General features: G+C 65.5%; 20 protein-coding genes and 1 rRNA gene. 20 read left to right on the forward strand and 1 reads right to left on the reverse strand.

What is annotated here, in order from left to right; translation table 11 throughout:
- Positions 1 to 98: 98 nt before the first annotated feature.
- The 3 genes from rrf to BDO18943_RS05100 all read left to right on the forward strand — a co-directional run bounded on the left by rrf (position 99) and on the right by BDO18943_RS05100 (position 4522).
- A 5S ribosomal RNA gene (gene rrf, locus BDO18943_RS05090) occupies positions 99 to 211 on the forward strand.
- Between the two features lie 425 nt (positions 212 to 636).
- On the forward strand, positions 637 to 2712 hold the full coding sequence (locus BDO18943_RS05095) for a molybdopterin-containing oxidoreductase family protein (protein WP_175021524.1): 2076 nt from the start codon (positions 637 to 639) through the stop codon (positions 2710 to 2712).
- Positions 2713 to 2848: 136 nt separating this feature from the next.
- Complete coding sequence (locus BDO18943_RS05100; RefSeq protein WP_043191508.1) at positions 2849 to 4522, forward strand: long-chain fatty acid--CoA ligase; 1674 nt, start codon at positions 2849 to 2851, stop codon at positions 4520 to 4522.
- 265 nt (positions 4523 to 4787) lie between these two features.
- Here the strand turns inward: BDO18943_RS05100 and BDO18943_RS05105 are convergent, their stop codons facing one another.
- Entirely contained in the window at positions 4788 to 5939 is a 1152-nt protein-coding gene (locus BDO18943_RS05105; protein WP_175021525.1) for a porin, read from the reverse strand.
- A gap of 276 nt (positions 5940 to 6215) precedes the next feature.
- Here BDO18943_RS05105 and coq7 point away from each other — a divergent pair, with 276 nt between their 5' ends.
- The 17 genes from coq7 (at position 6216) to BDO18943_RS05190 (ending at position 25220) form a co-directional block, all read left to right on the forward strand.
- On the forward strand, positions 6216 to 6842 hold the full coding sequence (gene coq7, locus BDO18943_RS05110; RefSeq protein ID WP_027788457.1) for a 2-polyprenyl-3-methyl-6-methoxy-1,4-benzoquinone monooxygenase: 627 nt from the start codon (positions 6216 to 6218) through the stop codon (positions 6840 to 6842).
- Between the two features lie 386 nt (positions 6843 to 7228).
- Entirely contained in the window at positions 7229 to 7657 is a 429-nt protein-coding gene (gene mraZ / locus BDO18943_RS05115; RefSeq protein ID WP_006487094.1) for a division/cell wall cluster transcriptional repressor MraZ, read from the forward strand.
- 23 nt (positions 7658 to 7680) lie between these two features.
- On the forward strand, positions 7681 to 8622 hold the full coding sequence (gene rsmH, locus BDO18943_RS05120) for a 16S rRNA (cytosine(1402)-N(4))-methyltransferase RsmH (RefSeq protein ID WP_043191501.1): 942 nt from the start codon (positions 7681 to 7683) through the stop codon (positions 8620 to 8622).
- Positions 8619 to 8960 carry a cell division protein FtsL gene (gene ftsL / locus BDO18943_RS05125; protein WP_175021526.1) on the forward strand — a complete coding sequence of 114 codons (342 nt, stop codon included), beginning with the start codon at positions 8619 to 8621 and terminating at the stop codon, positions 8958 to 8960. The genes rsmH and ftsL overlap by 4 nt, the downstream gene beginning before the upstream one ends.
- Positions 8957 to 10804 (forward strand): peptidoglycan D,D-transpeptidase FtsI family protein, encoded by a 1848-nt coding sequence (locus BDO18943_RS05130; RefSeq protein WP_043191496.1) that lies wholly within the window; start codon positions 8957 to 8959, stop codon positions 10802 to 10804. The genes ftsL and BDO18943_RS05130 overlap by 4 nt, the downstream gene beginning before the upstream one ends.
- A complete protein-coding gene (locus tag BDO18943_RS05135) occupies positions 10801 to 12339 on the forward strand; it encodes a UDP-N-acetylmuramoyl-L-alanyl-D-glutamate--2,6-diaminopimelate ligase (RefSeq protein WP_175021527.1) in 1539 nt (512 codons plus the stop codon). Before BDO18943_RS05130 ends, BDO18943_RS05135 begins: the two co-directional genes overlap by 4 nt.
- Positions 12336 to 13742: a UDP-N-acetylmuramoyl-tripeptide--D-alanyl-D-alanine ligase gene (locus BDO18943_RS05140; RefSeq protein ID WP_175021528.1), complete on the forward strand. Its 1407-nt coding sequence runs from the start codon at positions 12336 to 12338 to the stop codon at positions 13740 to 13742. The genes BDO18943_RS05135 and BDO18943_RS05140 overlap by 4 nt, the downstream gene beginning before the upstream one ends.
- Positions 13743 to 13758: 16 nt before the next feature.
- A complete protein-coding gene (gene mraY / locus BDO18943_RS05145; RefSeq protein WP_006477019.1) occupies positions 13759 to 14928 on the forward strand; it encodes a phospho-N-acetylmuramoyl-pentapeptide-transferase in 1170 nt (389 codons plus the stop codon).
- Between the two features lie 28 nt (positions 14929 to 14956).
- Positions 14957 to 16468 (forward strand): UDP-N-acetylmuramoyl-L-alanine--D-glutamate ligase, encoded by a 1512-nt coding sequence (gene murD / locus BDO18943_RS05150; RefSeq protein ID WP_175021529.1) that lies wholly within the window; start codon positions 14957 to 14959, stop codon positions 16466 to 16468.
- Positions 16465 to 17748 (forward strand): putative lipid II flippase FtsW, encoded by a 1284-nt coding sequence (ftsW, locus tag BDO18943_RS05155; RefSeq protein WP_043191485.1) that lies wholly within the window; start codon positions 16465 to 16467, stop codon positions 17746 to 17748. Before murD ends, ftsW begins: the two co-directional genes overlap by 4 nt.
- Positions 17745 to 18848, forward strand: a complete 1104-nt coding sequence (gene murG / locus BDO18943_RS05160) for an undecaprenyldiphospho-muramoylpentapeptide beta-N-acetylglucosaminyltransferase (protein WP_089449853.1) — start codon at positions 17745 to 17747, stop codon at positions 18846 to 18848. The genes ftsW and murG overlap by 4 nt, the downstream gene beginning before the upstream one ends.
- Positions 18845 to 20242: a UDP-N-acetylmuramate--L-alanine ligase gene (gene murC, locus BDO18943_RS05165; RefSeq protein WP_175021530.1), complete on the forward strand. Its 1398-nt coding sequence runs from the start codon at positions 18845 to 18847 to the stop codon at positions 20240 to 20242. Before murG ends, murC begins: the two co-directional genes overlap by 4 nt.
- Before the next feature lies 1 nt (position 20243).
- On the forward strand, positions 20244 to 21185 hold the full coding sequence (locus BDO18943_RS05170) for a D-alanine--D-alanine ligase (RefSeq protein ID WP_175021531.1): 942 nt from the start codon (positions 20244 to 20246) through the stop codon (positions 21183 to 21185).
- A 19-nt stretch (positions 21186 to 21204) separates the two neighbouring features.
- The gene (locus BDO18943_RS05175) at positions 21205 to 21957 is read left to right on the forward strand and encodes a cell division protein FtsQ/DivIB (RefSeq protein ID WP_043191473.1); all 753 of its coding nucleotides are present in this window, start codon (positions 21205 to 21207) and stop codon (positions 21955 to 21957) included.
- A 26-nt stretch (positions 21958 to 21983) separates the two neighbouring features.
- On the forward strand, positions 21984 to 23216 hold the full coding sequence (gene ftsA, locus BDO18943_RS05180; RefSeq protein WP_006487138.1) for a cell division protein FtsA: 1233 nt from the start codon (positions 21984 to 21986) through the stop codon (positions 23214 to 23216).
- 112 nt (positions 23217 to 23328) lie between these two features.
- The gene (gene ftsZ / locus BDO18943_RS05185) at positions 23329 to 24525 is read left to right on the forward strand and encodes a cell division protein FtsZ (RefSeq protein ID WP_011350843.1); all 1197 of its coding nucleotides are present in this window, start codon (positions 23329 to 23331) and stop codon (positions 24523 to 24525) included.
- Between the two features lie 188 nt (positions 24526 to 24713).
- On the forward strand, positions 24714 to 25220 hold the full coding sequence (locus BDO18943_RS05190) for a peroxiredoxin (protein WP_011350844.1): 507 nt from the start codon (positions 24714 to 24716) through the stop codon (positions 25218 to 25220).
- Positions 25221 to 25389: the final 169 nt, after the last annotated feature.

A 25389-nucleotide genomic window follows, 5' to 3' on the forward strand; every position in this document is an offset into this window, starting at 1 on the left:
CGGACTGGTTGGATTCTCGTGTGTGATACACACAACTCAAAATTACTGCTTCTTCCAAGATTGGTTGTGCTGCGAAGCCAGCACAACAACCCTCTTTGCCTGATGACCATAGCGAGTCGGTCCCACCCCTTCCCATCCCGAACAGGACCGTGAAACGACTCTACGCCGATGATAGTGCGGATTCCCGTGTGAAAGTAGGTAATCGTCAGGCTCCCTAAGCCAGAAACCCCCGCCCGAAAGGCGGGGGTTTTTGCATTGGCGCGACGGAAATGCATGCGTGCGGGGAAGGGCATTGCACATCACCGCGCCCAAGCGCAGCCAATCGCAGCCAATCGCAGCGTCCGATTTCCAAAAAGCCGATATCCTTCGCGATTCTTGGGTCAATCGATCCTATCTCCGCTCAAAGCTGCAATTCCTTCATCCCCGTGTATCGGTTGGCGCCGTCGTGCAGCGTCGATAGCGAACGCCGGATTGGCCACGCAAGTCTCCCCCACGGAAGACACACGGAACCACCGAAACTCTCCTCGCATCCACCAATCCCATTTCGGCCGGATAACTCAGAATCCGCACGAAATGAACGCTTTATTCGGCGTGTCCACGTAAAATTTGCAAATCCCCATCTCTGCATTCAAAACGATGAACGCCGCCATTCAGGTAGTCCGGGCCGTATGCCCGCATGATTGTCCGGACACGTGCGCAATGCGTGTGACTGTCGAAAACGGCAAGGCGATCAAGGTCACGGGCGATCCCGACCATCCGCCGACGCAAGGCGTGTTGTGCACGAAAGTCAGCCGATACGCCGATCGCGTTCATCACCCCGACCGCCTCACCGTCCCGCTCAAGCGAATCGGCGCGAAAGGGGAAGGGCGTTTCGTGCCGATCAGCTGGGACGAGGCATTCGACGAGATCGGCCGTCGTCTCGGTGAAATCGCGACGCGCGCACCGGAAGCGATCCTGCCGTACAGCTATGCGGGGACGATGGGGCTCGTGCAGGGGGAGGGCATCGCCCAGCGGTTCTTTCACAAGCTCGGCGCATCGCGGCTCGAGCGCACGATCTGCGCGGCGGCTGGCGCAGCGGGGTTGCGTTACACCTATGGTGGCAGTCTCGGTATGCACCTTGAGCACTTCGAGGAAAGCGAGCTGATTCTGATTTGGGGCGCGAACCCGATCGCGTCGAGCCTGCACTTCTGGACGCGTGCGCAGGAAGCGAAGCGCCGAGGCGCTCGTCTGGTCGCCATCGATCCGTATCGTTCGCTGACGGCGGAAAAGTGCCATCAGCATATCGCGTTGAAACCAGGCACCGATGGCGCGTTCGCGCTCGGCATGATGCACGTGCTGATTACCGAAGATCTGCTCGATCGCGACTACATTGCCAGCCATACACTCGGCTTCGATGCGCTCAAGGAGCGGGCGATGTCCTATCCGCCGGAACGCGTTGCGCAGATCTGCGGTATCGATGCGTCCGAGCTGGTCGACCTTGCGCGTCGCTACGGCGCTACCCGCAAGGCATCGATCCGCCTCAACTATGGCATGCAGCGCGTCCGCGGCGGTGGTAACGCCGTACGCGCGATCGCCAGTCTGCCGGCGCTGACGGGGGCCTGGCGGGATCGGGCCGGCGGGCTGTTGCTCTCGTCGTCGGAATCTGCACCGGTCAACCAGGCAGCGCTACTGCGCCCGGACTTGATGCCGGGCTGGCCGCACACGCTGCCGCGTATCGTCAACATGAACGCGATTGGCGATGCGCTGTTGCATCCGGGCGATGCAAGCTTCGGGCCGAAAGTTGAAGCGGTGATCGTGTACAACTCGAATCCGGTGGCGGTCGCGCCGGACTCTTCGAAGGTTGCCGCAGGGTTCGCGCGCGACGATCTGTTCACGGTCGTTCTCGAGCATTTCAAGACAGATACCGTCGATTTCGCCGACATTGTGTTGCCGGCGACCACGCAGCTCGAGCATCTGGACATCCACAAATCGTACGGCCACACCTACGTGATGGCGAACCTGCCGTCGATTCCCCCGGTGGGAGACGCGCGGCCGAATACGGAGATCTTCCGCGGCATCGCGCGCAGCATGGGGCTCGACGAGCCCGCGCTTTATCACAGTGACGACGAGGTCGCGCGCGCGGCGCTCCGCTGGGACGATCCGGTGCTCGACAGCGACTGGGACACGCTGAAGCGTGATGGCTGGCTGAAGCTCAAGCTGCCGGAGGCGCCGTTCGCGGAGGGCGGTTTCCGTACGCCATCCGGCAAGTGCGAGTTCCACAGCCCGCGGCTCGAGCAGATGGGTGTGGATCCCGTGCCCGACTACCTGCCGCCTTTCGAATCGGCCGAGGCTGCGCCCGAGCTTGCCGCGCGCTATCCGCTCGCGATGATTTCGCCGCCGGCCCGCCACTTCCTGAACAGCACGTTCGTGAACGTCGACAGCCTGCGTCACACCGAAGGCGAGCCGCATCTCGACATCCACCCGTCGGATGCCGAAGTGCGCGGCATCACCGAAGGCGACGTCGTACGGATCTTCAACGACCGTGGATCGATGCAGGCGCTCGCGAGAATTACCGATCGCGCACGTGCCGGGCTCGTCGTCGGGCTGTCGATCTGGTGGAAGAAGCTGTCACCGGACGGCAGGAACGCAAACGAGGTGACGAGCCAGGCGTTGACCGATCTTGGTAATTCGGCGACGTTTTACGATTGCCTTGTGGAAGTTGAGCGCATTTGATCGAATATCCCCGTATGATCAGACGATTTTCCACAGAAGTTCGAAGTGGACATCTAACCCTGTTGTCTCGGGACGAGCGAGCCGTTACGATGCGTTTTAGCACGACCATTCGAAAATCTGTGAGGAGACGCGCGGTATGGACAAAATTTGGCTGAAATCGTACCCACCCGGCGTTCCAGCCGAAATTGACGCGTCTCCTTATCCCTCTGTCCCAGACCTGCTCGACGAAAGCTTCCGGCAGTATCGCGACCGCACAGCGTTCGTCTGCATGGGCAAGGGCATCACGTACGGCGAACTCGACAAGCTGTCGCGCCAGTTCGGCGCGTGGCTGCAATCGCGCGGGCTCGCGCGCGGTGCGCGCGTCGCGATCATGATGCCCAACGTGCTGCAGTATCCCGTGGCGATCGCCGCGGTCCTGCGCGCGGGCTACACCGTCGTCAACGTCAATCCGCTCTATACGCCGCGCGAGCTCGAACATCAGCTGAAGGACAGCGGTGCGGAGGCGATCGTCATCCTCGAGAATTTCGCGTCGACGCTACAGGCCGTCATCGCGAAAACGGGCGTCAAGCACGTTGTCGTCGCATCGATGGGTGATCTGCTGGGCATCAAGGGCTGGCTCGTCAACTACGTCGTGCGCAACGTGAAGAAGATGGTGCCTGCCTGGCAGCTGCCGTCGTTCACGCGCTTCAAGGCCGCGCTGTCGGAAGGCGCGCGGCAGGCATTCAAGGCGCAGAAGATCGGCCCCGACGACGTTGCGTTCCTGCAATACACGGGCGGTACGACCGGCGTGGCGAAGGGTGCGACGCTGCTGCACCGGAACATCGTGTCGAACGTGCTGCAGGCGGGCGCCTGGCACCATCCGGCTCATGAGAAGTACCCGGAGGTGAAACAGTTCGTGACGGTTGTCGCGCTGCCGCTGTATCACGTGTTCGCGCTGACCGTCTGCGGCTTCCTGACGATGCGTACCGGCGGCATGGGTATCCTGATCCCGAACCCGCGCGACATCGCCGGCATGATCAAGGAGCTGAAGGGCTACCAGATCTCGACGATCCCGGCGGTCAACACGCTGTACAACGCGCTGCTGAACCACCCGGAATTCAATCAGCTCGACCTGTCGAAGCTCGTGATCGCCAACGGCGGCGGCATGGCGATCCAGGAAGGCGTCGCGAAGCGCTGGTATGAAAAGACCCATACGGCGATCATCGAAGGCTACGGGCTGTCCGAAACGTCGCCGGTGGCGACCTGCAACCCCGTGACGGCGACCGAATACAGCGGGACGATCGGCCTGCCGCTGCCGTCGACCGAAGTGGCGATTCGCGACGACGCCGGCAACGACGTCGCGCTCGGCGAACCCGGCGAGATCTGCATCCGCGGGCCGCAGGTGATGGCCGGCTACTGGAACCGGCCGGACGAGACCGCGAAGGTCATGTTCGCGGACGGCTTCTTCAAGACGGGCGACGTCGGCGTGATGGATGCGCGAGGTTACGTGAAGATCGTCGACCGGAAGAAGGACATGATTCTGGTATCGGGCTTCAACGTGTATCCGAACGAAGTCGAGGACGTGGTGGCGTCGCATCCGGGCGTGTTCGAGGTGGCGGCTGTCGGTGTGCCCGACGAGCATTCCGGCGAAGCCGTGAAGCTGTTCATCGTGAAGAAGGACCCGGCGCTCACCGACAAGGACATCCTCGCCTACTGCAAGGAGCGGCTCACCGGCTACAAGCGGCCGAAGCTGGTCGAGTTCCGGACGGAACTGCCGAAAACGAACGTCGGCAAGATCCTGCGACGCGAACTGCGCGACGGACGCGCGTAACGGCGCAGTCGATCGAATGGAAAAGCCCGGCTTCTGCCGGGCTTTTTTGTTTGCGGCGCGGCCCCGAAGACGCTGTTTCGGAACGAGGCGGCTTCCGGAATGGGCCGGTGGTGGCAGCCGGCATGTCGCGCGGCAGACGGCGCAGCGCCCGCGTCACGAGCGCGTGGTGGCCGGTGCAGCCGCGCTTTCGCTGCGCGGCTGCACCGGAAAAGAAAAAGGCGCCCGAAGGCGCCTTCAATATGCTGCGGCTTGCTGGGCAAGCTGATTAGAACTTGTGACGGATACCGACGCGCGCTGCGACCTGGTTGCTGCTGCTCGAGCCTGCGAGACCGTTGATCGCTGCCGTTGCCTTCAGGACGTTGCCGTTCGCGTCGAGTACGCTGCCCGATGCGTGCTGATACACGCCGATCACGTAGACATCGGTACGCTTCGACAGGAAGTAGTCGACGCCCAGCGAACCCTGGTGGTACTTGGCTGCCGAGTTGCCGTCGATCTTGCTGCCTTGCGTGTAGTCGTACGCTGCGCCGAGAATCAGCGCCGGGGTCAGCTGATACTTGAAGTTGATTTCGCCGTTGTTGAACGTCGCGGTCTGGTTCACGAACGGGCCTGCCGAGAAGCCCTTGAACTTCGTGTTCGAGTACGTCGCGCCGATCGTCGCTGCGCCGAACGTGTAGGCGCCGCCCGCACCGATGACCTGGTACGTGTTCGCGTTGTTCGCGTATGCGCCGTAGATCGGCGACGATACCGACGAAGACGCGGAACCGTTGTTGAACATGCCGCCGAACTGGTTCGGCGTACGTGCGTTCAAGTAACCGACGCCCAACACCAGCGGGCCGTTGTTGTAGCCTGCGCCGAGCGACCAGACCTGGTTCTTCGCGAACTGGCCGGCTTGACCGCCGAAGCTGTACATGCCGCCGAACGAGAAGCCGCCGTAGGTCGCGCTCGTGAACTTGACCGCGTTGTTCACACGGTACGCGTTGTTGAAGTTGTCCAGGTCGCCCGGGTGAGCAGCGATGTAGCCGCCCCACTGGTCGCCTGCCTCGAGCGGGCCGACGAAGTCGACGACGGAGTCGTATTGACGACCCAGCGTGACCGTACCGTACTGGCTCGACAGGCCGACATAAGCCTGACGACCGAACATCAGGCCGCCCTGACCGAGCTTGCCGCTGTTCACGTCGAAACCGTTTTCGAGGGTGAAGATCGCCTTCAGGCCGCCACCGAGGTCTTCGGTGCCGCGCATGCCGAAGCGGCTGCCTTGCATCACGCCGCTTGCCATGCTGTACAGGTGCTTGCCGCCTGCGTTGTTGTTGAAGAGCAGGCCTTCATCGATGATGCCGTAAAGCGTCACGCTGCTTTGCGCATGGGCAGCGCCAGCGAACGCGCCCAGCGCGACGAGCGCGAGAAGCGACTTTTTCATTAACGGATCTCCAAAATTCACTGAATTATTCTGGCGGGGCAGATAGTTATGTTCTGTTGACGGGCCCCATCAACTTCGCAAGAAGTCGGACGTAATGTAGCAAAACCGTTTTTTGCCACAAAGCGAAATGCCGCAGCTCAAGGCCGCCATGTTTCCTTTATGCAACAATGGTTAAAATCACGGGTTAACCGCAATTTCCGCTGAATAATCAAGTCGGTTACGCAGCGGACTCGTGCCCTTGCCGCTCGCGGCAGCACCTGCAGCCAGGAGAACAGGATGGTGTTTGATGAACTGATCAGCGAATTCGATCGCGGCCTGCGATCGCTGACCGGCATTAGCCGGATGAGCCGCCCGGTGCCCGCACCGGCCGAGGCGCCGGCCGTCGAACTGACGCCTGCGGAGCGCACGCATGCCGCCGGGCTGATGCGCGTGAACCACGTCGGCGAGGTCTGCGCGCAGGCGCTCTACCAGGCGCAGAAACTCACCGCGCGCACGGCGTCGGCGAAGGCGATGTTCGAAGAGGCCGCGCGGGAGGAGGAGGATCACCTCGCATGGACCGCGCACCGCCTGAAAGAGCTCGACTCGCGTCCGAGCCTGCTGAACCCGCTCTGGTATGCGGGTTCGCTCGCGATCGGCGTGGCGGCCGGCGCGCTTGGCGACAAGGTCAGCCTCGGCTTCATGGCCGAGACCGAGCGCCAGGTCGAGAGCCATCTCGAAGGTCATATGTCCGAGCTGCCGGCGGCCGATACTGCGTCGCGCGCGATCGTCGACCAGATGCGTATCGACGAAGTGAAACACGGCAAGGCGGCGGCCGACGCCGGCGGAATCGAGTTGCCGCTGCCCGCGCGGATGCTGATGCGCGCGGCGTCGAAAGTCATGACGAGCACTGCGTACTATCTGTGAGATTCGCACCGGGGCGACGTGGGACGCCGCCCCGGTTTCCCGCCCCTGATACCGCCCGTTTATTCCTCGTTTTCCCGCCCCCGAAAGCCCCGTCCGCACACCCCTCTGGCCCGTCTTTCTCACGTATCACCTTCACAAGTTGCACTAGCTCGTTCATTTATAACGGTTTTTGGTATGAGGGGTCGCATGAGCATGTGCGCGTAAGTCCTTGTTCTAACTAACAAAATTCGTCAAAAAAGCGGGCCGCTCCCTTGACCGTGCCACACCCTTCCTCTAAAGTGGGAGACAGTGTGAGAAAGTGTATTTTTGTGTGATTTAGCGGGCTATTCCGGCTAAATTCTCAGCATGGAGCGGGTGCTTCGGTGCCCTGAACGGGAGAGCGGAAAGTGTTCCAAGGGGCGTCGGCGCTGACGCTCGATGCGAAAGGGCGGATGTCGGTGCCGGCTCGCTATCGCGAAGCGCTGCAAGGACAGGCAGAAGGACGGGTGACTGTGACCAAGCACCCGGACGGCTGCCTGTTGCTGTTTCCGCGCCCCGAATGGGAAGTATTCCGCGCCAAGATCGCCGCGCTGCCGATGGACGCGCACTGGTGGCGGCGCATTTTTCTCGGCAATGCGATGGATGTCGATCTCGACAGCGCCGGCCGGATTCTCGTATCGCCCGAGCTGCGCATGGCAGCCGGACTGGAAAAGGAAGTCATGTTGTTGGGAATGGGTAGTCACTTCGAGCTGTGGGATTCGCAGACCTACAACGCGAAGGAGCAGGCAGCGATGGCGCAGGGCATGCCCGACGCGCTGAAGAATTTCACGTTCTGATTGCGGTGACGGAGACGCCCGCGATGGGAAACGAATTGCAGCATCGGACAGTGTTGTTGGACGAAGCGGTCGAATCGCTCGTGACGCGACCGGACGGCATCTATGTCGACGGTACGTTCGGACGCGGCGGCCATAGCCGCGCGGTGCTCGCGCGGCTGGCGGCGGCCGGGCGGCTGATCGCGTTCGACAAGGATCCGAGGGCGATCGAGACGGCGCAGGGCATCGAGGATGCGCGCTTCTCGATCGTGCATGACAGCTTTGCATCGATGCGCGACGCGCTTGCGGCGCGCGGCGTCGAGAAGGTGTCGGGTGTGTTGCTTGACCTGGGCGTGTCCTCGCCGCAGGTGGACGATCCGGCGCGTGGCTTCAGCTTCCGCGCCGATGGTCCGCTGGACATGCGGATGGATCCGACGCGCGGCGAGTCGGCGGCGGAATGGCTCGCACGGGCTTCGGTGCAGGAATTGACGGAGGTGATACGGGATTATGGGGAAGAACGGTTTGCTTTTCAGATTGCAAAGGCGCTTGTTGCTCGCCGGGCAGAGTCCGACCGTCTTGGGCCTCTCGACACCACGGGCGAGCTTGCCCAAATCGTGGGTCACGTCGTCAAAACCCGTGAGAAGGGCAAGGATCCGGCAACCCGCACCTTTCAGGCTATACGGATTCACGTCAATCAAGAGCTTGCGGACCTGCAAGTCGTACTAGACGCGGCACTGTCGTTGCTGGAGCAAGGGGGGCGGCTGGTGGTCATCAGCTTTCATTCACTCGAGGACCGGATCGTCAAGCGATTCATGCAGGCGCACGCGAGTGCGCCTGCGGTCGATCGTCGCCTGCCGATCCGCGCCGTCGATCTCCCGAGCCCGCCGCTCAAGATCATCAGCCGCCAGTTTCCGAGTGAAGCGGAAGTCGCTGCGAATCCGCGCGCCCGTTCGGCCGTGATGCGCATCGCGGAGCGCGTCACGCCATGAGCCGCTTCAATATCTTCCTGCTGATCATCGTGATGGGGTGCGCGCTGTCGGTCGTCAATTCGACGAACCAGCAGCGCCAGATCTTCATCCAGCTGCAGCGTGCGCAGTCGCAGGAGCGTCAGCTCCAGCAGGACTACGCGCAGCTTCAGTATCAGCAGAGCGCGCTGTCGAAGACCTCACGCATCGAGCAGCTTGCGAACGACTCGCTGAAGATGCAGCCGATCACGACCGGCCGCACGCAATACCTGACGCTGCCGCCGGGCGCTGCGAAGGCGATCGATGCGCCGATCCCGGCTTCCGGGGACACGGCCGGCAAGGGCAAGGGAGGCGCGCGATGAAGCCGTCCCAGAAGCGCCAGAACGTGAAGTTCTCGTCGAGCCCCGTGCTGGGCGTGCATCTCCCGATGTGGCGCTCGAAGTTCGTCGTGTTCCTGCTGTTCATGGCGTTCGTCGCGCTGGCCGCGCGCGCGTTCTGGATCCAGGGCCCCGGCAACGCGTTCTATCGGAAGCAGGGCGAAAGCCGCTACCAGCGCACGATCGATCTGCCGGCGACGCGCGGCAAGATCCTCGACCGTAACGGGCTCGTACTCGCGACGAGCCTGCCCGTGCGCGCGATCTGGGCGATTCCCGACGCGGTGCCGGACGATCTCGACGCCGACAAGGTCAACCAGCTCGGCAAGCTCCTCGGCATGACGTCGAAGGAACTGCGCGTGAAGCTGTCGGAAGACAAGGGTTTCGTCTACGTCAAGCGTCAGGTGCCGATCGACGTCGCCGACAAGGTCGCCGCGCTCGATATCCCCGGTATCTATCAGCGCAACGAATACAAGCGCTTCTATCCGGAAGGCGAGATCACCGCTCACCTGATCGGCTTCACGAACGTCGAGGACGAAGGGCAAGAGGGCGTCGAGCTGGGCGACCAGAAGATGCTGTCCGGCACGTCGGGCGTGCGTCGCGTGATCAAGGACCGGATGGGGCACATCGTCGAGGACGTCGCTGAGCAGATCCCGCCGCACAACGGCACCGACGTCGACCTGTCGATCGACAGCAAGATCCAGTACATCGCGTACGCGAACCTGAAGGCCGCCGTCGAGAAGTTCAAGGCGAAGGCCGGCGCGGCGATGGTCGTCGACGTGCGCACCGGCGAGGTGCTCGCGCTCGTCAACTACCCGACGTACAACCCGAACGACCGCTCGCGCATGACGGGCGAGCAGTTGCGCAACCGGATCATGACCGACGTGTTCGAGCCGGGCTCGATCATGAAGCCGTTTACGGTGTCGCTCGCGCTCGACCTGCACCGCGTGACGCCGAACACGCTCGTCGAGACGGGCAACGGGCACTTCGTGCTCGACGGCGCGCCGATCACCGACGACGCGGGTTTCGGCACGCTGACGGTCGGCGGTGTGATCCAGAAGTCGAGCAACATCGGCGCGACGAAGATCGCGATGACGATGCGGCCCGAGGAAATGTGGAATATGTATACGAGCATCGGCCTCGGCCAAGCGCCGAAGGTCGGGTTCCCGGGTGCGGTGGCCGGCCGCCTGCGTCCGTGGAAGAGCTGGCGTCGCATCGAACAGGCGACGATGTCGTACGGCTACGGCCTGTCGGTGTCGCTGTTCCAGCTCGCGCGCGCCTACACGGCGATCGCGCATGACGGCGAGCTGATGCCCGTGACCATTTTCAAGACCGACCCCAACCAGCCGGTCGTGGGTACGCAGGTGTTCAACCCGACCACCGCGCGCGAAGTGCGTGCGATGCTCGAGACGGTGGTGGCGCCGGGCGGCACGTCGCCGGATGCGGCCGTGCCGGGCTATCGCGTCGGCGGCAAGAGCGGTACCGCGTACAAGCACGAAGGTCACGGCTACACGCGCAAGTACCGCGCGTCGTTCGTCGGGATGGCGCCGATGCCGAATCCGCGCATCGTCGTCGCGGTATCGGTCGACGAGCCGACCGCCGGCAGCCACTTCGGCGGCCAAGTGTCCGGCCCCGTATTCTCGGCGATCGCCGGCGACACGATGCGTGCGCTGAATGTGCCGCCGAACATGCCGATCAAGCAGCTCGTCGTGTCTGACGATTCGCCGGCAGCACCTTCCGCAACGGGGCCGCAAAAGCTGGCCGCGGGGAGCGGTGCGAAGCATATGATCGTGTCCAGCACGACGCGTAATTCACCAGGAGTTGTTCGATGAGCGCCGCTCGCAGTTCCCATCCGGCGCATCAGCAGATCGCAGCCGCGCTTGCGTGGCTGCGTCAGCATGTGGCCCCCGCCGCGCAACTGCATGCCGACACGCGCAGCCTCAAGGCTGGCGACGTGTTTGTCGCGTATGCAGTCGACGGGGCCGACAATCGTGCCTTCATCGTCGAAGCCGTCGCGCGCGGTGCGGCTGCCGTGCTGTATCAGCCGGAAGGGCTGGACGCGGCGCCGGCGGTGCCCGTCGCACTGGCCGTGCCGGCGCTCGACCAGCTCGCCGGCGAGATCGCCAGCGGTTGGTACGGCGATCCGAGCGACAGCCTGCTCGCGGTGGGTGTGACCGGCACGAACGGCAAGACCTCGTGCACGCAATGGATCGCCACCGCGCTGACGGCGCTGCACCAGCCGTGCGCGGTGATCGGCACGCTCGGCACCGGGATGCCCGGCCAGCTCGTGCCGACGGGTTTCACGACCCCCGACGCGCCGCAACTGCAGCGCAGCCTCGCGCAGTTGCGCGACGCGGGCGCGAAGGCCGTGGCGATGGAAGTGTCGTCGCACGCGCTGCACCAGGGGCGCGTGAACGGTACAGCCTTCGACATCGCGGTGTTTACGAACCTCACGCAGGATCACCTCGACTATCACGGCACGTTCGATGCGTACGAGGCCGCGAAGGCGAAGCTGTTCGCATGGCGCGGCCTGCGCGCGGCGGTCGTCAACCGCGACGACGCAGCCGGCCAGCGCCTGCTCGAGAAACTGGCCGGCCGCGTACGCACGATCGCGTACGGGAGCGGCGATGCACCGGCGCCCGACGCCGATCGCGAACTGGTCGCGATCGACGTGCGCGCCACCGCGACCGGCACGGCGTTCCGCCTGCATTCGTCGTGGGGCGATGCCGACGTCGAGGTCGGCACGCTCGGCACGTTCAACGTCAGCAACCTGCTCGCCGTGCTCGGTTCGTTGCTCGCGGCCGACGTGCCGTTCGACGCGGCGCTCGCCGAGATCGCGCGGCTCGAGTCCGTCAACGGCCGGATGCAGCGGCTCGGCGGCCGGCTGCAGAACGACGAACCGCTCGTCGTGATCGACTACGCCCATACGCCCGACGCGCTCGAAAAGACGCTCGACGCGCTGCGCCCGATTGCTACGGCGCGCGGCGGCCGGCTCGTCTGCATGTTCGGTTGCGGCGGCGATCGCGATGCGACGAAGCGCCCGCTGATGGGCGCGATCGCGGAGCGGCTCGCCGATGAGGCCGTCGTCACGAGCGACAACCCGCGCAGCGAGGATCCGCAGCGCATCATTGACCAGGTCGTCGCGGGCATGACCGCCCCCGATCACGCCCGCCGTATCGAGGATCGCGCGAGCGCGATCCTGCAGGCCGTGCGCGGCGCGGCACGCGAGGATGTCGTCGTGCTGGCCGGCAAGGGCCACGAGGCCACGCAGGAAATCATGGGCAAGAAACGCACGTTCTCCGACCAGGATCACGCGCGGCTTGCGCTGGCAGCGCGCGCGACGCACGGCAAGGGAGGCGCCGAATGACGATGCTCAGTCTCGGCGAAGCCGTTCGCCTGATTCCCGGTGCAACCGTCCACGGCGACGCGAGTGTCACGTTCGATCGCGTGTCGACGGACAGCCGCACGGCCGGCCCCGGCGACCTGTTCGTCGCGCTGAAAGGCGAGCGCTTCGACGCGCACGACTTCCTCGGCGATGTCGCTGCGCGCGGTGCGGCAGCGGCGCTCGTCGCGCACGTGCCGGCGGGCGTCACGATGCCGGCGATCGAGGGCGGCGAAACGCGTGCCGCGCTCGGCGCACTCGCACACGGCTGGCGCAAACGATTCGCGCTGCCGCTCGTTGCGGTGACGGGCAGCAACGGCAAGACGACCGTCAAGGAAATGATCGCGTCGATCTTCGCGGCGGCGGTCGGCGCCGACGCGCGGCTCGCGACGGCCGGCAACCTGAACAACGACGTCGGCTTGCCGCTGACGCTGCTGCGCCTGTCGGCCGCGCATCGTCTCGCGGTGATCGAGATTGGAATGAACCACCCGGGCGAGACCGAAGTCCTGGCGCGCCTCACGGCGCCGACGGTCGCGCTCGTCAACAACGCGCAGCGCGAGCACCAGGAGTTCATGGCGACGGTCGAAGCCGTTGCGCTCGAGCACGCGGCCGTGATTCACGCGCTGCCGCCGGACGGCGTTGCGGTGTTCCCGGCCGACGACGCGTATGCGGGCATCTGGCGCGTGGCGGCGACCGGCAACCGGATCCTCGATTTCGCGCTGCACGATGCCGAGCGGCAGAACGACGCACAGGTCACGGGCCGTCTGCACGGCGGCGAACTCGCGATCGACACGCCCGCGGGCGCCGTCACGGTGCGGCTGCGCGCGCTCGGCGAGCACAACGCGCGCAACGCGCTGGCTGCCACGGCCGCGGCGCTGGGCGCCGGCGTTGCGCTGTCGGCGATCAAGCAGGGTCTCGAATCGTTCGAGCCGGTCAAGGGCCGGCTGCAGGTGAAACAGGCGATCGCAGGCAGCCTCGCGGGTGCAACGGTCGTTGACGATACGTACAACGCGAATCCCGATTCGATGCGTGCCGCGATCGATGTGCTCGCCGCGCAACCGGCGCCGCGCGTGCTGGTGATCGGTGACATGGGCGAGGTCGGCGACGAAGGGCCGGCCTTCCATCGCGAGGTCGGTGCCTACGCGCGCGAGCGCGGGATCGGTGCGCTGTTCGCGCTCGGCGATGCGTCGCGCGATGCCTGCACGGCGTACGGCGACACGGCCCGCCATTTCGGCGACGTCGGCGCGCTGGTCGGCGCACTGCTCGCGGCGGGCTACGGCGCGCAGGCGACGCTGCTCGTGAAGGGCTCGCGGTACATGAAGATGGAGCGCGTGGTCGACGCGCTGACGAACCAACCCGCAGCGGGCACGTCGCCCGCTGCACACTGAGTAGAAGGAAGGAAGCATGCTGCTGGCGCTGGCGCAATGGCTGCAAGGAGACGCAAGCTTTTTGCGCTTGTTCACGTACCTCACGTTCCGTGCGGTGATGGCCACCATCACCGCGCTCGGGATCGGGCTCGTGTGCGGACCGTGGGTGATCCGCAAGCTGACGCAAATGAAGGTCGGCCAGGCCGTGCGCAAGGACGGCCCGCAGACGCACCTCGTCAAGTCCGGCACGCCGACGATGGGCGGCGTGCTGATCCTGATCGGCATCGCGGTCGCGACGCTGCTGTGGGGCGACCTGACGAACCGTTTCATCTGGATCGTGATGCTCGTCACGTTCGGTTTCGGCGTGATCGGCTGGGTCGACGATTACCGCAAGGTCGTCCACAAGGACCCGCGCGGGATGTCGTCGCGCGAGAAGTATTTCTGGCAGTCGGTGATCGGGCTGTTCGCGGCCGTCTACCTCGCGTTCAGCGTGTCCGAGGCGAACAACGTGCGCGTGTTCGACCTGTTCATGGCATGGGTGCGGAGCGGCCTGTCGATGGGGCTGCCGGCGCGTGCCGACCTGATGCTGCCGTTCCTGAAGTCGATCAGCTATCCGCTCGGCGTCTGGGGCTTCATCGTACTGACCTATTTCGTGATCGTCGGCGCGAGTAACGCGGTGAACCTGACCGACGGCCTCGACGGTCTCGTGATCATGCCGGTCGTGCTGGTCGGCGCGTCGCTGGGTGTGTTCGCGTACGTGATGGGCAGCGCGGTCTATTCAAAATACCTGCTGTTCCCGCACATTCCGGGCGCGGGCGAATTGCTGATCTTCTGTTCCGCGATGGGTGGGGCAGGGCTCGCGTTCCTCTGGTACAACACGCACCCCGCGCAGGTGTTCATGGGCGATGTCGGTGCGCTGGCGCTCGGCGGCGCGCTCGGCACGGTCGCGGTGATCGTGCGCCAGGAAATCGTGCTGTTCATCATGGGCGGCATCTTCGTTGCGGAAACGTTGTCGGTGATGCTGCAGGTGTCGTGGTTCAAGTACACGAAAAAGCGCTACGGCGAAGGACGGCGTCTGCTGAAGATGGCGCCGCTGCATCACCATTTCGAATTGTCCGGCTGGAAGGAAACGCAGGTGGTCGTGCGTTTCTGGATCATCACGCTGATGCTGTGCCTGTTCGGTCTGACCACCCTCAAGCTGCGGTAAAGGAAAGGTAACAAGGATGTCTGGCGAGATGTTTGGAGATCGGCAACGGCCGATGGTGCTCGTACTGGGGCTCGGGGAATCGGGTCTCGCGATCGCGCGATGGTGCGCGAGGCACGGGTGCCGGCTGCGTATTGCCGATACCCGCGAGGCGCCGCCGAACCTTGCCGCGCTGCAGGCCGAAGGCATCGATGCGGAATTCGTCGGCGGGGCGTTCACGCCCGCGCTGCTCGACGGCGGCGTCGAGCTCGTCGGGCTGAGCCCGGGGCTGTCGCCGCTCGAACCGGCACTCGCGGCGCTGGTCGCGGCCGCGAACGAGCAGGGCGTCGCGGTGTGGGGCGAGCTGGAATTCTTCGCGCAGGCGCTGCGCGCGCTCGGCACGAGCGGTTACCAGCCGAAGGTGCTCGCGATCACGGGCACCAATGGCAAGACCACGACGACGAGCCTCACGGGCCTGCTGTGCCAGCGCTCGGGCAAGAAGGTCGCTGTCGCGGGCAACATCAGCCCCGCGATGCTCGACCGGCTCGCCGGTGCGATCGACGAAACCGCGCTGCCCGACGTGTGGGTGCTCGAACTGTCGAGCTTCCAGCTCGAGACCGCGCGCACGTTCGCGCCCGATGCGGCCGCGATCCTCAACATCACGCAGGACCACCTCGACTGGCACGGCAGCTTCGACGCATACGCGCAGGCAAAGGGCCGGATCTTCGGCGCGACGACGACGCGCGTGCTGAACCGCGACGATGCGGCCGTGATGAAGTTCGCGCCGGCAGCCGGTGCGGCGGATGCCCCGCGCACGGTCACGTTCGGCCTGAACGAACCGGTGCAGGACGGCGACTACGGGCTGTCGCGCGACAACGGCATCGCGTGGCTGGTCGAAGCCGTCGATCGCGACGCGCCGGATGAAGTCGCGACGACGAGCCGCCGGCGCAAGCGCGACGCACATACACCCGACATCGCGCAGAAGCGCCTGATGCCGGCCGACGCGCTGCGCATCCGTGGGCTGCACAATGCGGCGAACGCGCTGGCCGCGTTCGCGCTCGCACGCGCGATCGACCTGCCGGCCGCGCCGCTGCTGCACGCGCTGCGCGAATACCGCGGCGAGGCGCATCGCGTCGAAGTGATCGCGACGATCGACGACGTGGACTACGTCGACGACAGCAAGGGCACCAACGTCGGCGCGACGGTTGCTGCGCTCGACGGGCTCGCGCAGAAGATCGTGCTGATCGCGGGCGGCGACGGCAAGGGTCAGGACTTCGCGCCGCTGGTCGCGCCGGTCGCGCGCTGGTGCCGTGCGGTGATGCTGATCGGCCGTGACGCACCGGCGATTCGCGACACGCTCGCCGAAACGGGCGTGCCGCTCGCCGACCACGCGACGCTCGAAGGCGCGGTGCATGCGGCGGCCGACCTCGCCGAACCGGGCGATGCAGTGCTGCTGTCGCCCGCCTGCGCGAGCCTCGACATGTTCAGGAACTACGCCCATCGCGCGGATGTATTCCGCGCGGCGGTCGACGAAATCGCCATCGACAAAGGAGCGACGCCATGAGCTGGTCCGATCGCCTCGTCTCCCGTTTCAACGATCGCCGCGACACCGGCGGCAATGCCGCGGGCGGCCGCGTCGCGTCGGCCACGCGTGCCGCGACGGGCGGCCTCGCGAGCGTCGTCAACGGCGTGCGCCCGAGCCGTTCGCGGATGCTCGACTTCGACTATTCGCTGCTGTGGGTCGCGATCGCGCTGCTCGGGCTCGGCGTCGTGATGGTGTACTCGGCGTCGATCGCGATGCCCGATTCGCCGAAATACGCGTCGTATCACGATTACGCGTTCCTGATGCGTCACTGCATCTCGCTCGTCGTCGCGTTCATCGCGGCGGTGATCGCATTCCGCGTGCCGGTGTCGACGTGGGATAAATACGCGCCGCATCTCTTCCTGATCGCGCTCGTCGGCCTCGTGATCGTGCTGATTCCGCACATCGGCAAGGGCGTGAACGGTGCGCGCCGCTGGATTCCGCTCGGCATCACGAACATGCAGCCGTCGGAAATCATGAAGCTCGCGGTGACGATCTACGCGGCGAACTACACGGTGCGCAAGCAGGAATACATGCAGAGCTTCGCCAAGGGCTTCCTGCCGATGGCGTTCGCGGTCGGCCTGGTCGGTGCGCTGCTGCTGCTCGAGCCGGACATGGGCGCGTTCATGGTGGTCGCGGCGATCGCGATGGGCGTGCTGTTCCTCGGCGGCGTGAACGGCAAGCTGTTCGGCGGCCTCGTCGCGACGGCGGTCGGCACCTTCACGATGCTGGTGTGGCTGTCGCCGTGGCGTCGCGAGCGGATCTTCGCGTACCTCGATCCGTGGGACGAGCGCTACGCGCAGGGCAAGGCGTACCAGCTCACGCACTCGCTGATCGCGTTCGGCCGCGGCGAGTGGTTCGGCGTCGGTCTTGGCGGCAGCGTCGAGAAGCTGAACTACCTGCCGGAAGCACATACCGACTTCATCCTTGCGGTGATCGGCGAGGAGCTCGGTTTCGTCGGCGTGCTGGTCGTGATCCTGCTGTTCTACTGGATCGTGCGCCGCTCGTTCGAGATCGGCCGCCAGGCGCTCGCGCTCGATCGCACGTTCGCGGGCCTGACCGCGAAGGGCATCGGCATCTGGTTCGGCGCGCAGACCTTCATCAACATGGGCGTGAACCTCGGGCTGCTGCCGACCAAGGGCCTGACGCTGCCGCTCGTGAGCTACGGCGGCTCGGGCATCTTGCTGAACTGCGTCGCGCTCGCGGTGCTGCTGCGGGTCGACTACGAAAACCGGGTGCTGATGCGCGGAGGGAAGGTATGACCGCGTCGCAACGCACGCTGATGGTGATGGCAGGCGGCACCGGGGGCCACGTGTTCCCGGGGCTCGCGGTCGCGCACCGGATGGAAGCGGCGGGCTGGCGCGTCGTGTGGCTCGGCAATCCGGCCGGGATGGAAGCGACGCTCGTGCCGAAGCACGGCATTCCGATGGAATACGTGCGCTTCGGCGGGCTGCGCGGCAAGGGCCTGAAGACCAAGCTGACGCTGCCGTTCAACCTGCTGCGCGCATGCGGTCAGAGCCTTGCCGCGCTGCGCCGCGTGCGGCCCGACGTCGTACTCGGGATGGGCGGCTACATCACGTTCCCGGCGGGCGTGATGACTGCGCTGTCGGGGCGCCCGCTCGTGCTGCATGAACAGAACTCGATCGCGGGTCTGACGAACAAGGTGCTCGCGAAAATCGCGAAACGCGTACTCGTCGCGTTCCCCGGTGCGTTGCCGCACGCGGAATGGACGGGCAACCCGATTCGCGCGGAACTTGCGCGCACGGAAGCGCCCAAAGCACGCTATGCGGCGCGCAGCGGCCCGCTGAACGTGCTGGTCGTCGGCGGCAGCCTCGGTGCGGCCGCGTTGAACGAAGTCGTGCCGCGCGCGCTGGCGATGCTGACGCCGGGCGAACGCCCGCGCATCGTGCATCAGGCTGGCGCGAAGCACATCGAAGCATTGAAGACGAATTACGAAGCGGCCGGTTTCGCGGCCGGCGAAGACGTGCGGCTCGTGCCGTTCATCGACGACATGGCGGCCGCGTATGCGGCGGCGGATCTCGTGATCTGCCGGTCGGGAGCGATGACGGTGTCGGAGATCGCGGCGGTGGGCGTGGCGGCGCTGTTCGTGCCGTTCCCGTACGCGGTCGACGATCACCAGACGACCAACGCAGCGTTCCTCGCCGATGCGGGCGGGGCGGTATTGGTGCAACAACGCGACCTGTCGGCGGAACTGCTCGCCGACTGGCTGCGCGGCCAGTCGCGGGCATCGCTCGCGGACATGGCGGAACGTTCGCGCTCGCTGGCGAAGCCCGAGGCCACCGACGAAGTCGCGCGCGTGTGCGCGAAGGCGGCTGGCGCGAACCTGGAACAACTGCAATGAAACACATCGTCAAACACATTCATTTCGTCGGCATCGGCGGCGCGGGCATGAGCGGCATCGCCGAAGTGCTCGTTAACCTCGGCTACGAGGTCAGCGGCTCGGACCTGTCGCGCAACGCGGTGACCGATCGTCTCCAGGCGCTCGGCGCACGGATCGCGATCGGCCATGACGCGGTGAACATCGAGGGCGCGAACGCGGTCGTCGTGTCGACGGCCGTGCGTTCGGACAACCCGGAAGTGCTGGCCGCGCGCGCGAAGCGCGTGCCGATCGTTCAGCGCGCGGTGATGCTGGCCGAGCTGATGCGCCTGAAGCAGGGCATCGCGATCGCCGGCACGCACGGCAAGACCACGACGACGAGCCTCGTCGCGAGCGTGCTCGCGGCGGGCGGGCTCGATCCGACCTTCGTGATCGGCGGCCGGCTGATCAGCGCCGGCGCGAACGCGCGGCTCGGCACGGGCGATTTCATCGTCGCCGAGGCCGACGAGTCGGACGCGTCGTTTCTGAACCTGTATCCGGTGATCGAAGTCATCACGAACATCGACGCCGACCACATGGACACCTACGGCCACGATTTCGCGCGGCTCAAGCAGGCGTTCATCGAATTCACGCAGCGCCTGCCGTTCTACGGCAGCGCGGTCGTGTGCGTCGACGATCCGAACGTGCGGCAGATCATCCCGTTCATCTCGAAGCCGGTCGTGCGCTACGGCCTGTCGCCGGACGCGCAGGTGCGCGCGGAAGACATCGACGCGCGCGACGGCCGCATGCATTTCACGGTGATTCGCGAAGGGCGCGCGCCGCTCGCGATCGTGCTGAACCTGCCGGGCCTGCACAACGTGCAGAACGCGCTCGCGGCGATCGCGATCGCGACCGATCTCGGCGTGACGGACGATGCGATCCAGCAGGCGCTCGCGGAATTCAACGGCGTCGGCCGGCGCTTCCAGCGCTACGGCGAGGTGCCGACGGCGGACGGCGGCCAATACACGCTGATCGACGACTACGGCCATCACCCGGTCGAGATGGCCGCGACGATCGCGGCCGCGCGTGGCGCGTTCCCGGGCCGCCGCCTCGTGCTGGCGTTCCAGCCGCACCGCTACACGCGTACGCGCGATTGCTTCGACGATTTCGTCAACGTGCTGTCGACGGTCGACGCGCTGGTGCTGACGGAAGTCTACGCGGCCGGCGAGGCGGCGATCTCGACCGCCAACGGCGAAGCGCTGTCGCGTGCGTTGCGCGCGGTAGGAAAGGTTGACCCGGTATTCGTCGCGACGGTTGACGACGTGCCGGACGCATTGGCGAAGGTCGCGCAGAACGGCGACGTGGTGATCACGATGGGTGCGGGTTCGATCGGCGGCGTGCCGGCGAAGGTCGCGCAGCACACTCAACAGAAGGCATGACATGAGCGGGATTGATCCGAAACGTTTCGGCAAGGTGGCGGTGTTGTTCGGCGGCGAGTCCTCGGAGCGCGAGGTGTCGCTCACGTCGGGCAAGCTCGTGCTGCAGGGCCTGCGCGACGCGGGCATCGACGCGCACCCGTTCGACCCGGCCGAGCGCCCGCTGGCGGCGCTGAAGGATGAAGGGTTCGTGCGCGCGTTCAACGCGCTGCATGGCGGCTACGGCGAGAACGGCCAGATCCAGGGCGCGCTCGATTTCTACGGCATTCGTTACACGGGCAGCGGCGTGCTCGGGTCGGCGCTCGGCCTCGACAAGTTCCGCACGAAGCTCGTGTGGCAGCAGACGGGCGTGCCGACGCCGCCGTTCGAGACGGTGCTGCGCGGCGACGACCTCGCGGCGCGCGCGACGGACATCGTCGCGAAGCTCGGCCTGCCGCTGTTCGTGAAGCCGGCGAGCGAGGGCTCGAGCGTGGCGGTGCTGAAAGTGAAGACGGCCGACGCGCTGCCGGCTGCGCTCGCGGAAGCCGCGAAGCATGACCCGATCGTGATCGTCGAGAAGAGCATCGAGGGCGGCGGCGAATACACCGCCTGCATCGCTGGCGATCTCGACCTGCCGGTGATCAAGATCGTGCCGGCCGGCGAGTTCTACGACTATCACGCGAAGTACGTCGCCGACGACACGCAATACCTGATTCCGTGCGGGCTGCCCGCCGACAAGGAAGCGGAGCTCAAGCGCATCGCGCGCCGTGCGTTCGACGTGCTCGGCTGCACCGACTGGGGCCGCGCGGATTTCATGCTCGACGCCGACGGCAACGCGTACTTCCTGGAAGTGAACACCGCGCCGGGCATGACTGACCACTCGCTGCCGCCGAAGGCCGCGCGCGCGGTCGGCATCAGCTATTCGGAGCTGGTCGTGAAGGTGCTGTCGCTCACGCTCAACGACTGACGCAGGAACGGAACGACGTATGTGGAACAACGTTCGCCAACTCAACCTTGCCGCCAGCGCGCTGTACGCGCTGTTGCTGCTCGTGTTGGCGGCGGCCGGTTGCTACTGGCTGATCCAGCGCCCGACGTTCGCGCTGCGGGAAATCCGGATCGACGGCGACACCGAGCACATCAATTCACCGACGGTGCGCGCGGGCGTGGTCGGCCGGCTGAAGGGCAATTTCTTCACGGTCGATCTCGATGCGGCACGCGGCGCGTTCGAGCAGATGCCCTGGGTGCGCCACGCGAGCGTGCGCCGGGTGTGGCCGAATGCGCTGGCTGTCACGCTCGAGGAGTACAAACCGCTCGGGACCTGGGGCAGCGACCAGCTCGTGAGTGTCGACGGCGAACTGTTCACCGCGAACCAGGGCGAGCTGGAGCAGGAACTGCCGGCATTCGACGGCCCGGAGGGCAGTGCGAAGGAAGTCGTCACGCGGTATCGCGACTTCGGGAAATGGTTTGCGCCGCTGAAGGCGGCGCCGGAAGAAGTGACGCTGTCGGCGCGGTACGCGTGGACGGTGAAGCTGTCGAACGGCATGCAGGTCGAGCTGGGCAAGGAACGCAACAGCGAGTCGCTGCATGACCGGAGCCAGCGCCTGGTTGCCGCATGGCCGGCTGTCACGGAGCGCTGGGGCAACGACATCGAGTACGCGGACCTGCGTTATCCGAACGGATTCGCGATTCGTGCGGCAGGCATGCGGTTCCTGACCGATACCGACAAGCGCAAGAAGTAACGAGAGATCACACGCAAGAGCACTTTATGAGCAAAGACTACAAGGATCTGCTGGTTTCCCTCGACATCGGCACGTCGAAGGTGGTGGCCATCGTCGCCGAGCTGAAGGGCGAAGGCCACTACGAGGTGATCGGTCTCGGCCAGAGCGAGTCGAAGGGTCTGAAGAAAGGTGTGGTGGTCAACATCGAGGCCACCGTGCAGTCGATCCAGCGCGCGCTCGAGGAAGCCGAGCTGATGGCCGACTGCAAGATCACCAACGTGTTCACGGGGATCGCGGGCAGCCACATCCGCAGCTTCAACTCGAGCGGGATGGTCGCGATCAAGGACAAGGAGGTCACGCAGACCGACGTTGCGCGCGTGATCGAGACCGCGAAGGCGATCAACATCCCGACCGACCAGCAGGTGCTGCACATCCTCACGCAGGAATTCATCATCGACGGCCAGGAAGACGTGCGCGAGCCGATCGGCATGAGCGGCATCCGGCTGGAAGTGAAGGTGCACATCGTGACGGGCGCGGTGAGTGCCGCGCAGAACATCGTCAAGTGCGTGCGCCGTTGCGGGCTCGAAGTGAACGACCTGATCCTGCAGCCGCTCGCGTCGTCGCTGGCCGTGCTGACGGAAGACGAGAAGGATCTCGGCGTAGTGCTGGTCGACATCGGCGGCGGCACGACGGACATCGCGATCTTCGCCGAAGGCGCGATCCGTCACACCGCGGTGATTCCGATCGCCGGCGACCAGATCACGAGCGACATCGCGATGGCGCTGCGCACGCCGACGCCGGATGCGGAAGACATCAAGGTCGGCTACGGCATTGCCAAGCAGGCGCTCGCCGATCCGGACGAAATGGTGGAAGTGCCGGGCCTCGGCGAACGCGGCCCGCGCACGCTGTCGCGCCAGGCGCTCGCAGCCGTGATCGAGCCGCGTGTCGAGGAACTGTTCTCGCTCGTGCAGCAGGTCGTGCGCGAATCGGGTTACGAAGAACTGCTGAGCTCCGGCGTGGTCATTACGGGCGGGGCGTCGATGATGCCCGGCATGGTCGAGCTCGGCGAAGACATTTTCCTGAAACCGGTGCGCATCGGCGCGCCGGAATATGCAGGCGGCCTCTCCGACGTCGTGCGCAATCCGCGCTACTCGACGGCGATGGGGCTGCTCGTCGAAGGCAGTGCTCAGCGCATGCGCGGCCGCAAGGTCGCCGTGCAGTCCGGCAACGCGGGGCAGGTGTTCTCGCGGATGAAGGAATGGTTCCTGAGCAACTTCTGACGAACCGAATCGAAATTCGCGCCGGTGCCGGCGGCTGGCGCGCGACAGGGGGTTGCCCGATCTCCTGCCGAATAACGGCCGAGTAGCAGTATTTCTCTTGACGGAGGCAACAATGGAATTCGAAATGCTGGAAACCGAAACCAACGGCACCATCATCAAGGTGGTCGGCGTTGGCGGCGCTGGCGGCAATGCCGTCCAGCACATGATCAACCGCGGCGTGCAGGGCGTCGACTTCATCGTGATGAACACGGATGCGCAGGCGCTGTCGCGTTCGCGTGCATCGTCGGTGATCCAGCTCGGCAACACGGGTCTGGGCGCTGGCGCGAAGCCGGAAATGGGCCGTGCGGCAGCGGAAGAAGCGCGTGAGCGCATCGCCGACGCACTGCGCGGCGCGCACATGGTGTTCATCACGGCCGGCATGGGTGGTGGCACGGGCACGGGCGCGGCACCGGTGGTTGCGCAGATCGCGAAGGAGATGGGCATCCTGACGGTGGGTGTCGTCAGCAAGCCGTTCGAGTTCGAAGGCGGCAAGCGCATGCGCGTCGCTGAAGCCGGTTCGCAGCAACTGGAGGATCACGTCGACTCGCTGATCGTCGTTCTGAACGACAAGCTGTTCGACGTGATGGGCGACGATGCCGAGATGGACAAGTGCTTCCAGTGCGCGGACGACGTGTTGAACAACGCGGTTGCAGGCATTGCTGAAATCATCAATGTCGATGGCCTCGTGAACGTCGACTTCGAAGACGTGAAGACGGTGATGGGCGAGCAGGGCAAGGCGATGATGGGCACGGCGACGGTCGCCGGCGTCGATCGCGCACGCCTCGCGGCGGAACAGGCCGTGGCGAGCCCGCTGCTCGAAGGCGTCGATCTGTCGGGCGCGCGCGGCGTGCTGGTCAACATCACGTCGAGCCGTTCGCTGCGCCTGTCGGAAACGCGCGAAGTGATGAACACGATCAAGAGCTACGCGGCGGAAGATGCGACGGTGATCTTCGGTGCGGTGTACGACGACGCGATGGGCGATGCACTGCGCGTGACGGTCGTGGCAACGGGTCTGGGCCGTGCGGCGAAGAAGCAGCAATCGGCACCGATGACGCTGCTGCGCACGGGTACGGACAACCAGCCGGTCAGCGCGGTTTCGCACGGCTACGCTCCGACGCATCACGTCAGCACGGCCGACTACGGCGCGCTCGATACGCCGGCGGTGTGGCGCAATTCGCGCGAAACCGCGGCATCGCACGTGCAGGCGCTGCAGGAGAAGGGTGTCGACACGTACGACATCCCGGCTTTCCTGCGCAAGCAGGCTGACTGACGCAAACACAGGCGAAGCCGCGGCGAAACTGCCGCGGTATCGCCGGCGTGACGGATGCTACGGACCACGACAGGCCGCGTCGATTGCGACGCCGGGCCGGGAAAGGTGCCCTCTCCGCGCAAGCGGGGCGGGATGGGCCGTGCTGTCCGCAACACGCTGAAAAACCGTATCGCTATGAGGGACCAGCCATGATTCAAGTGGGCGACGCGCTGCCCGACGCGCAATTGTTCGAGTACATCGACGACGCGCGCGAAGGGTGCACGCTGGGGCCGAACGCCTACAGCGTGCGCGACCAGGTTGCGGGAAAGCGGGTGGTGATCTTCGGATTGCCGGGCGCTTTCACGCCGACCTGCTCGGCGCAGCATGTGCCGGGCTACGTCGAACACGCCGAGCAACTGCGCGCGGCGGGTATCGACGAGATCTGGTGCGTGTCCGTCAACGACGCATTCGTGATGGGCGCATGGGGACGTGATCTGCACACCGCGGGCAAGGTGCGCATGATGGCGGACGGCAGCGCGGCTTTCACTCATGCGCTGGGGCTGACGCAGGATTTGTCCGCGCGTGGCATGGGAATTCGTTCCCTGCGCTACGCGATGGTGATTGACGGCGGTGTGGTCAAGACGCTGGCCGTCGAGGCGCCGGGCAAATTCGAAGTGAGCGATGCGGCGAGTGTTCTCGCGACGTTGACGTCCTGATCGTGCGGTGCGCCGTTGCCTGCCGGCAACGCTGCTCACCGGCCTCAGGGCAGTTGTAACACGGGCTGATGACCGGAAACGCCTCCGTTCCGGGCATCGGCCCGTCCCGTATCGGCGCGGGTAAACAGCCGAAACAGATTGATACGCAGTTTCAAACTACGCTGAATAG

Origin of the sequence: Burkholderia aenigmatica (assembly GCF_902499175.1) — a bacterium.
Lineage (GTDB): Bacteria > Pseudomonadota > Gammaproteobacteria > Burkholderiales > Burkholderiaceae > Burkholderia > Burkholderia aenigmatica.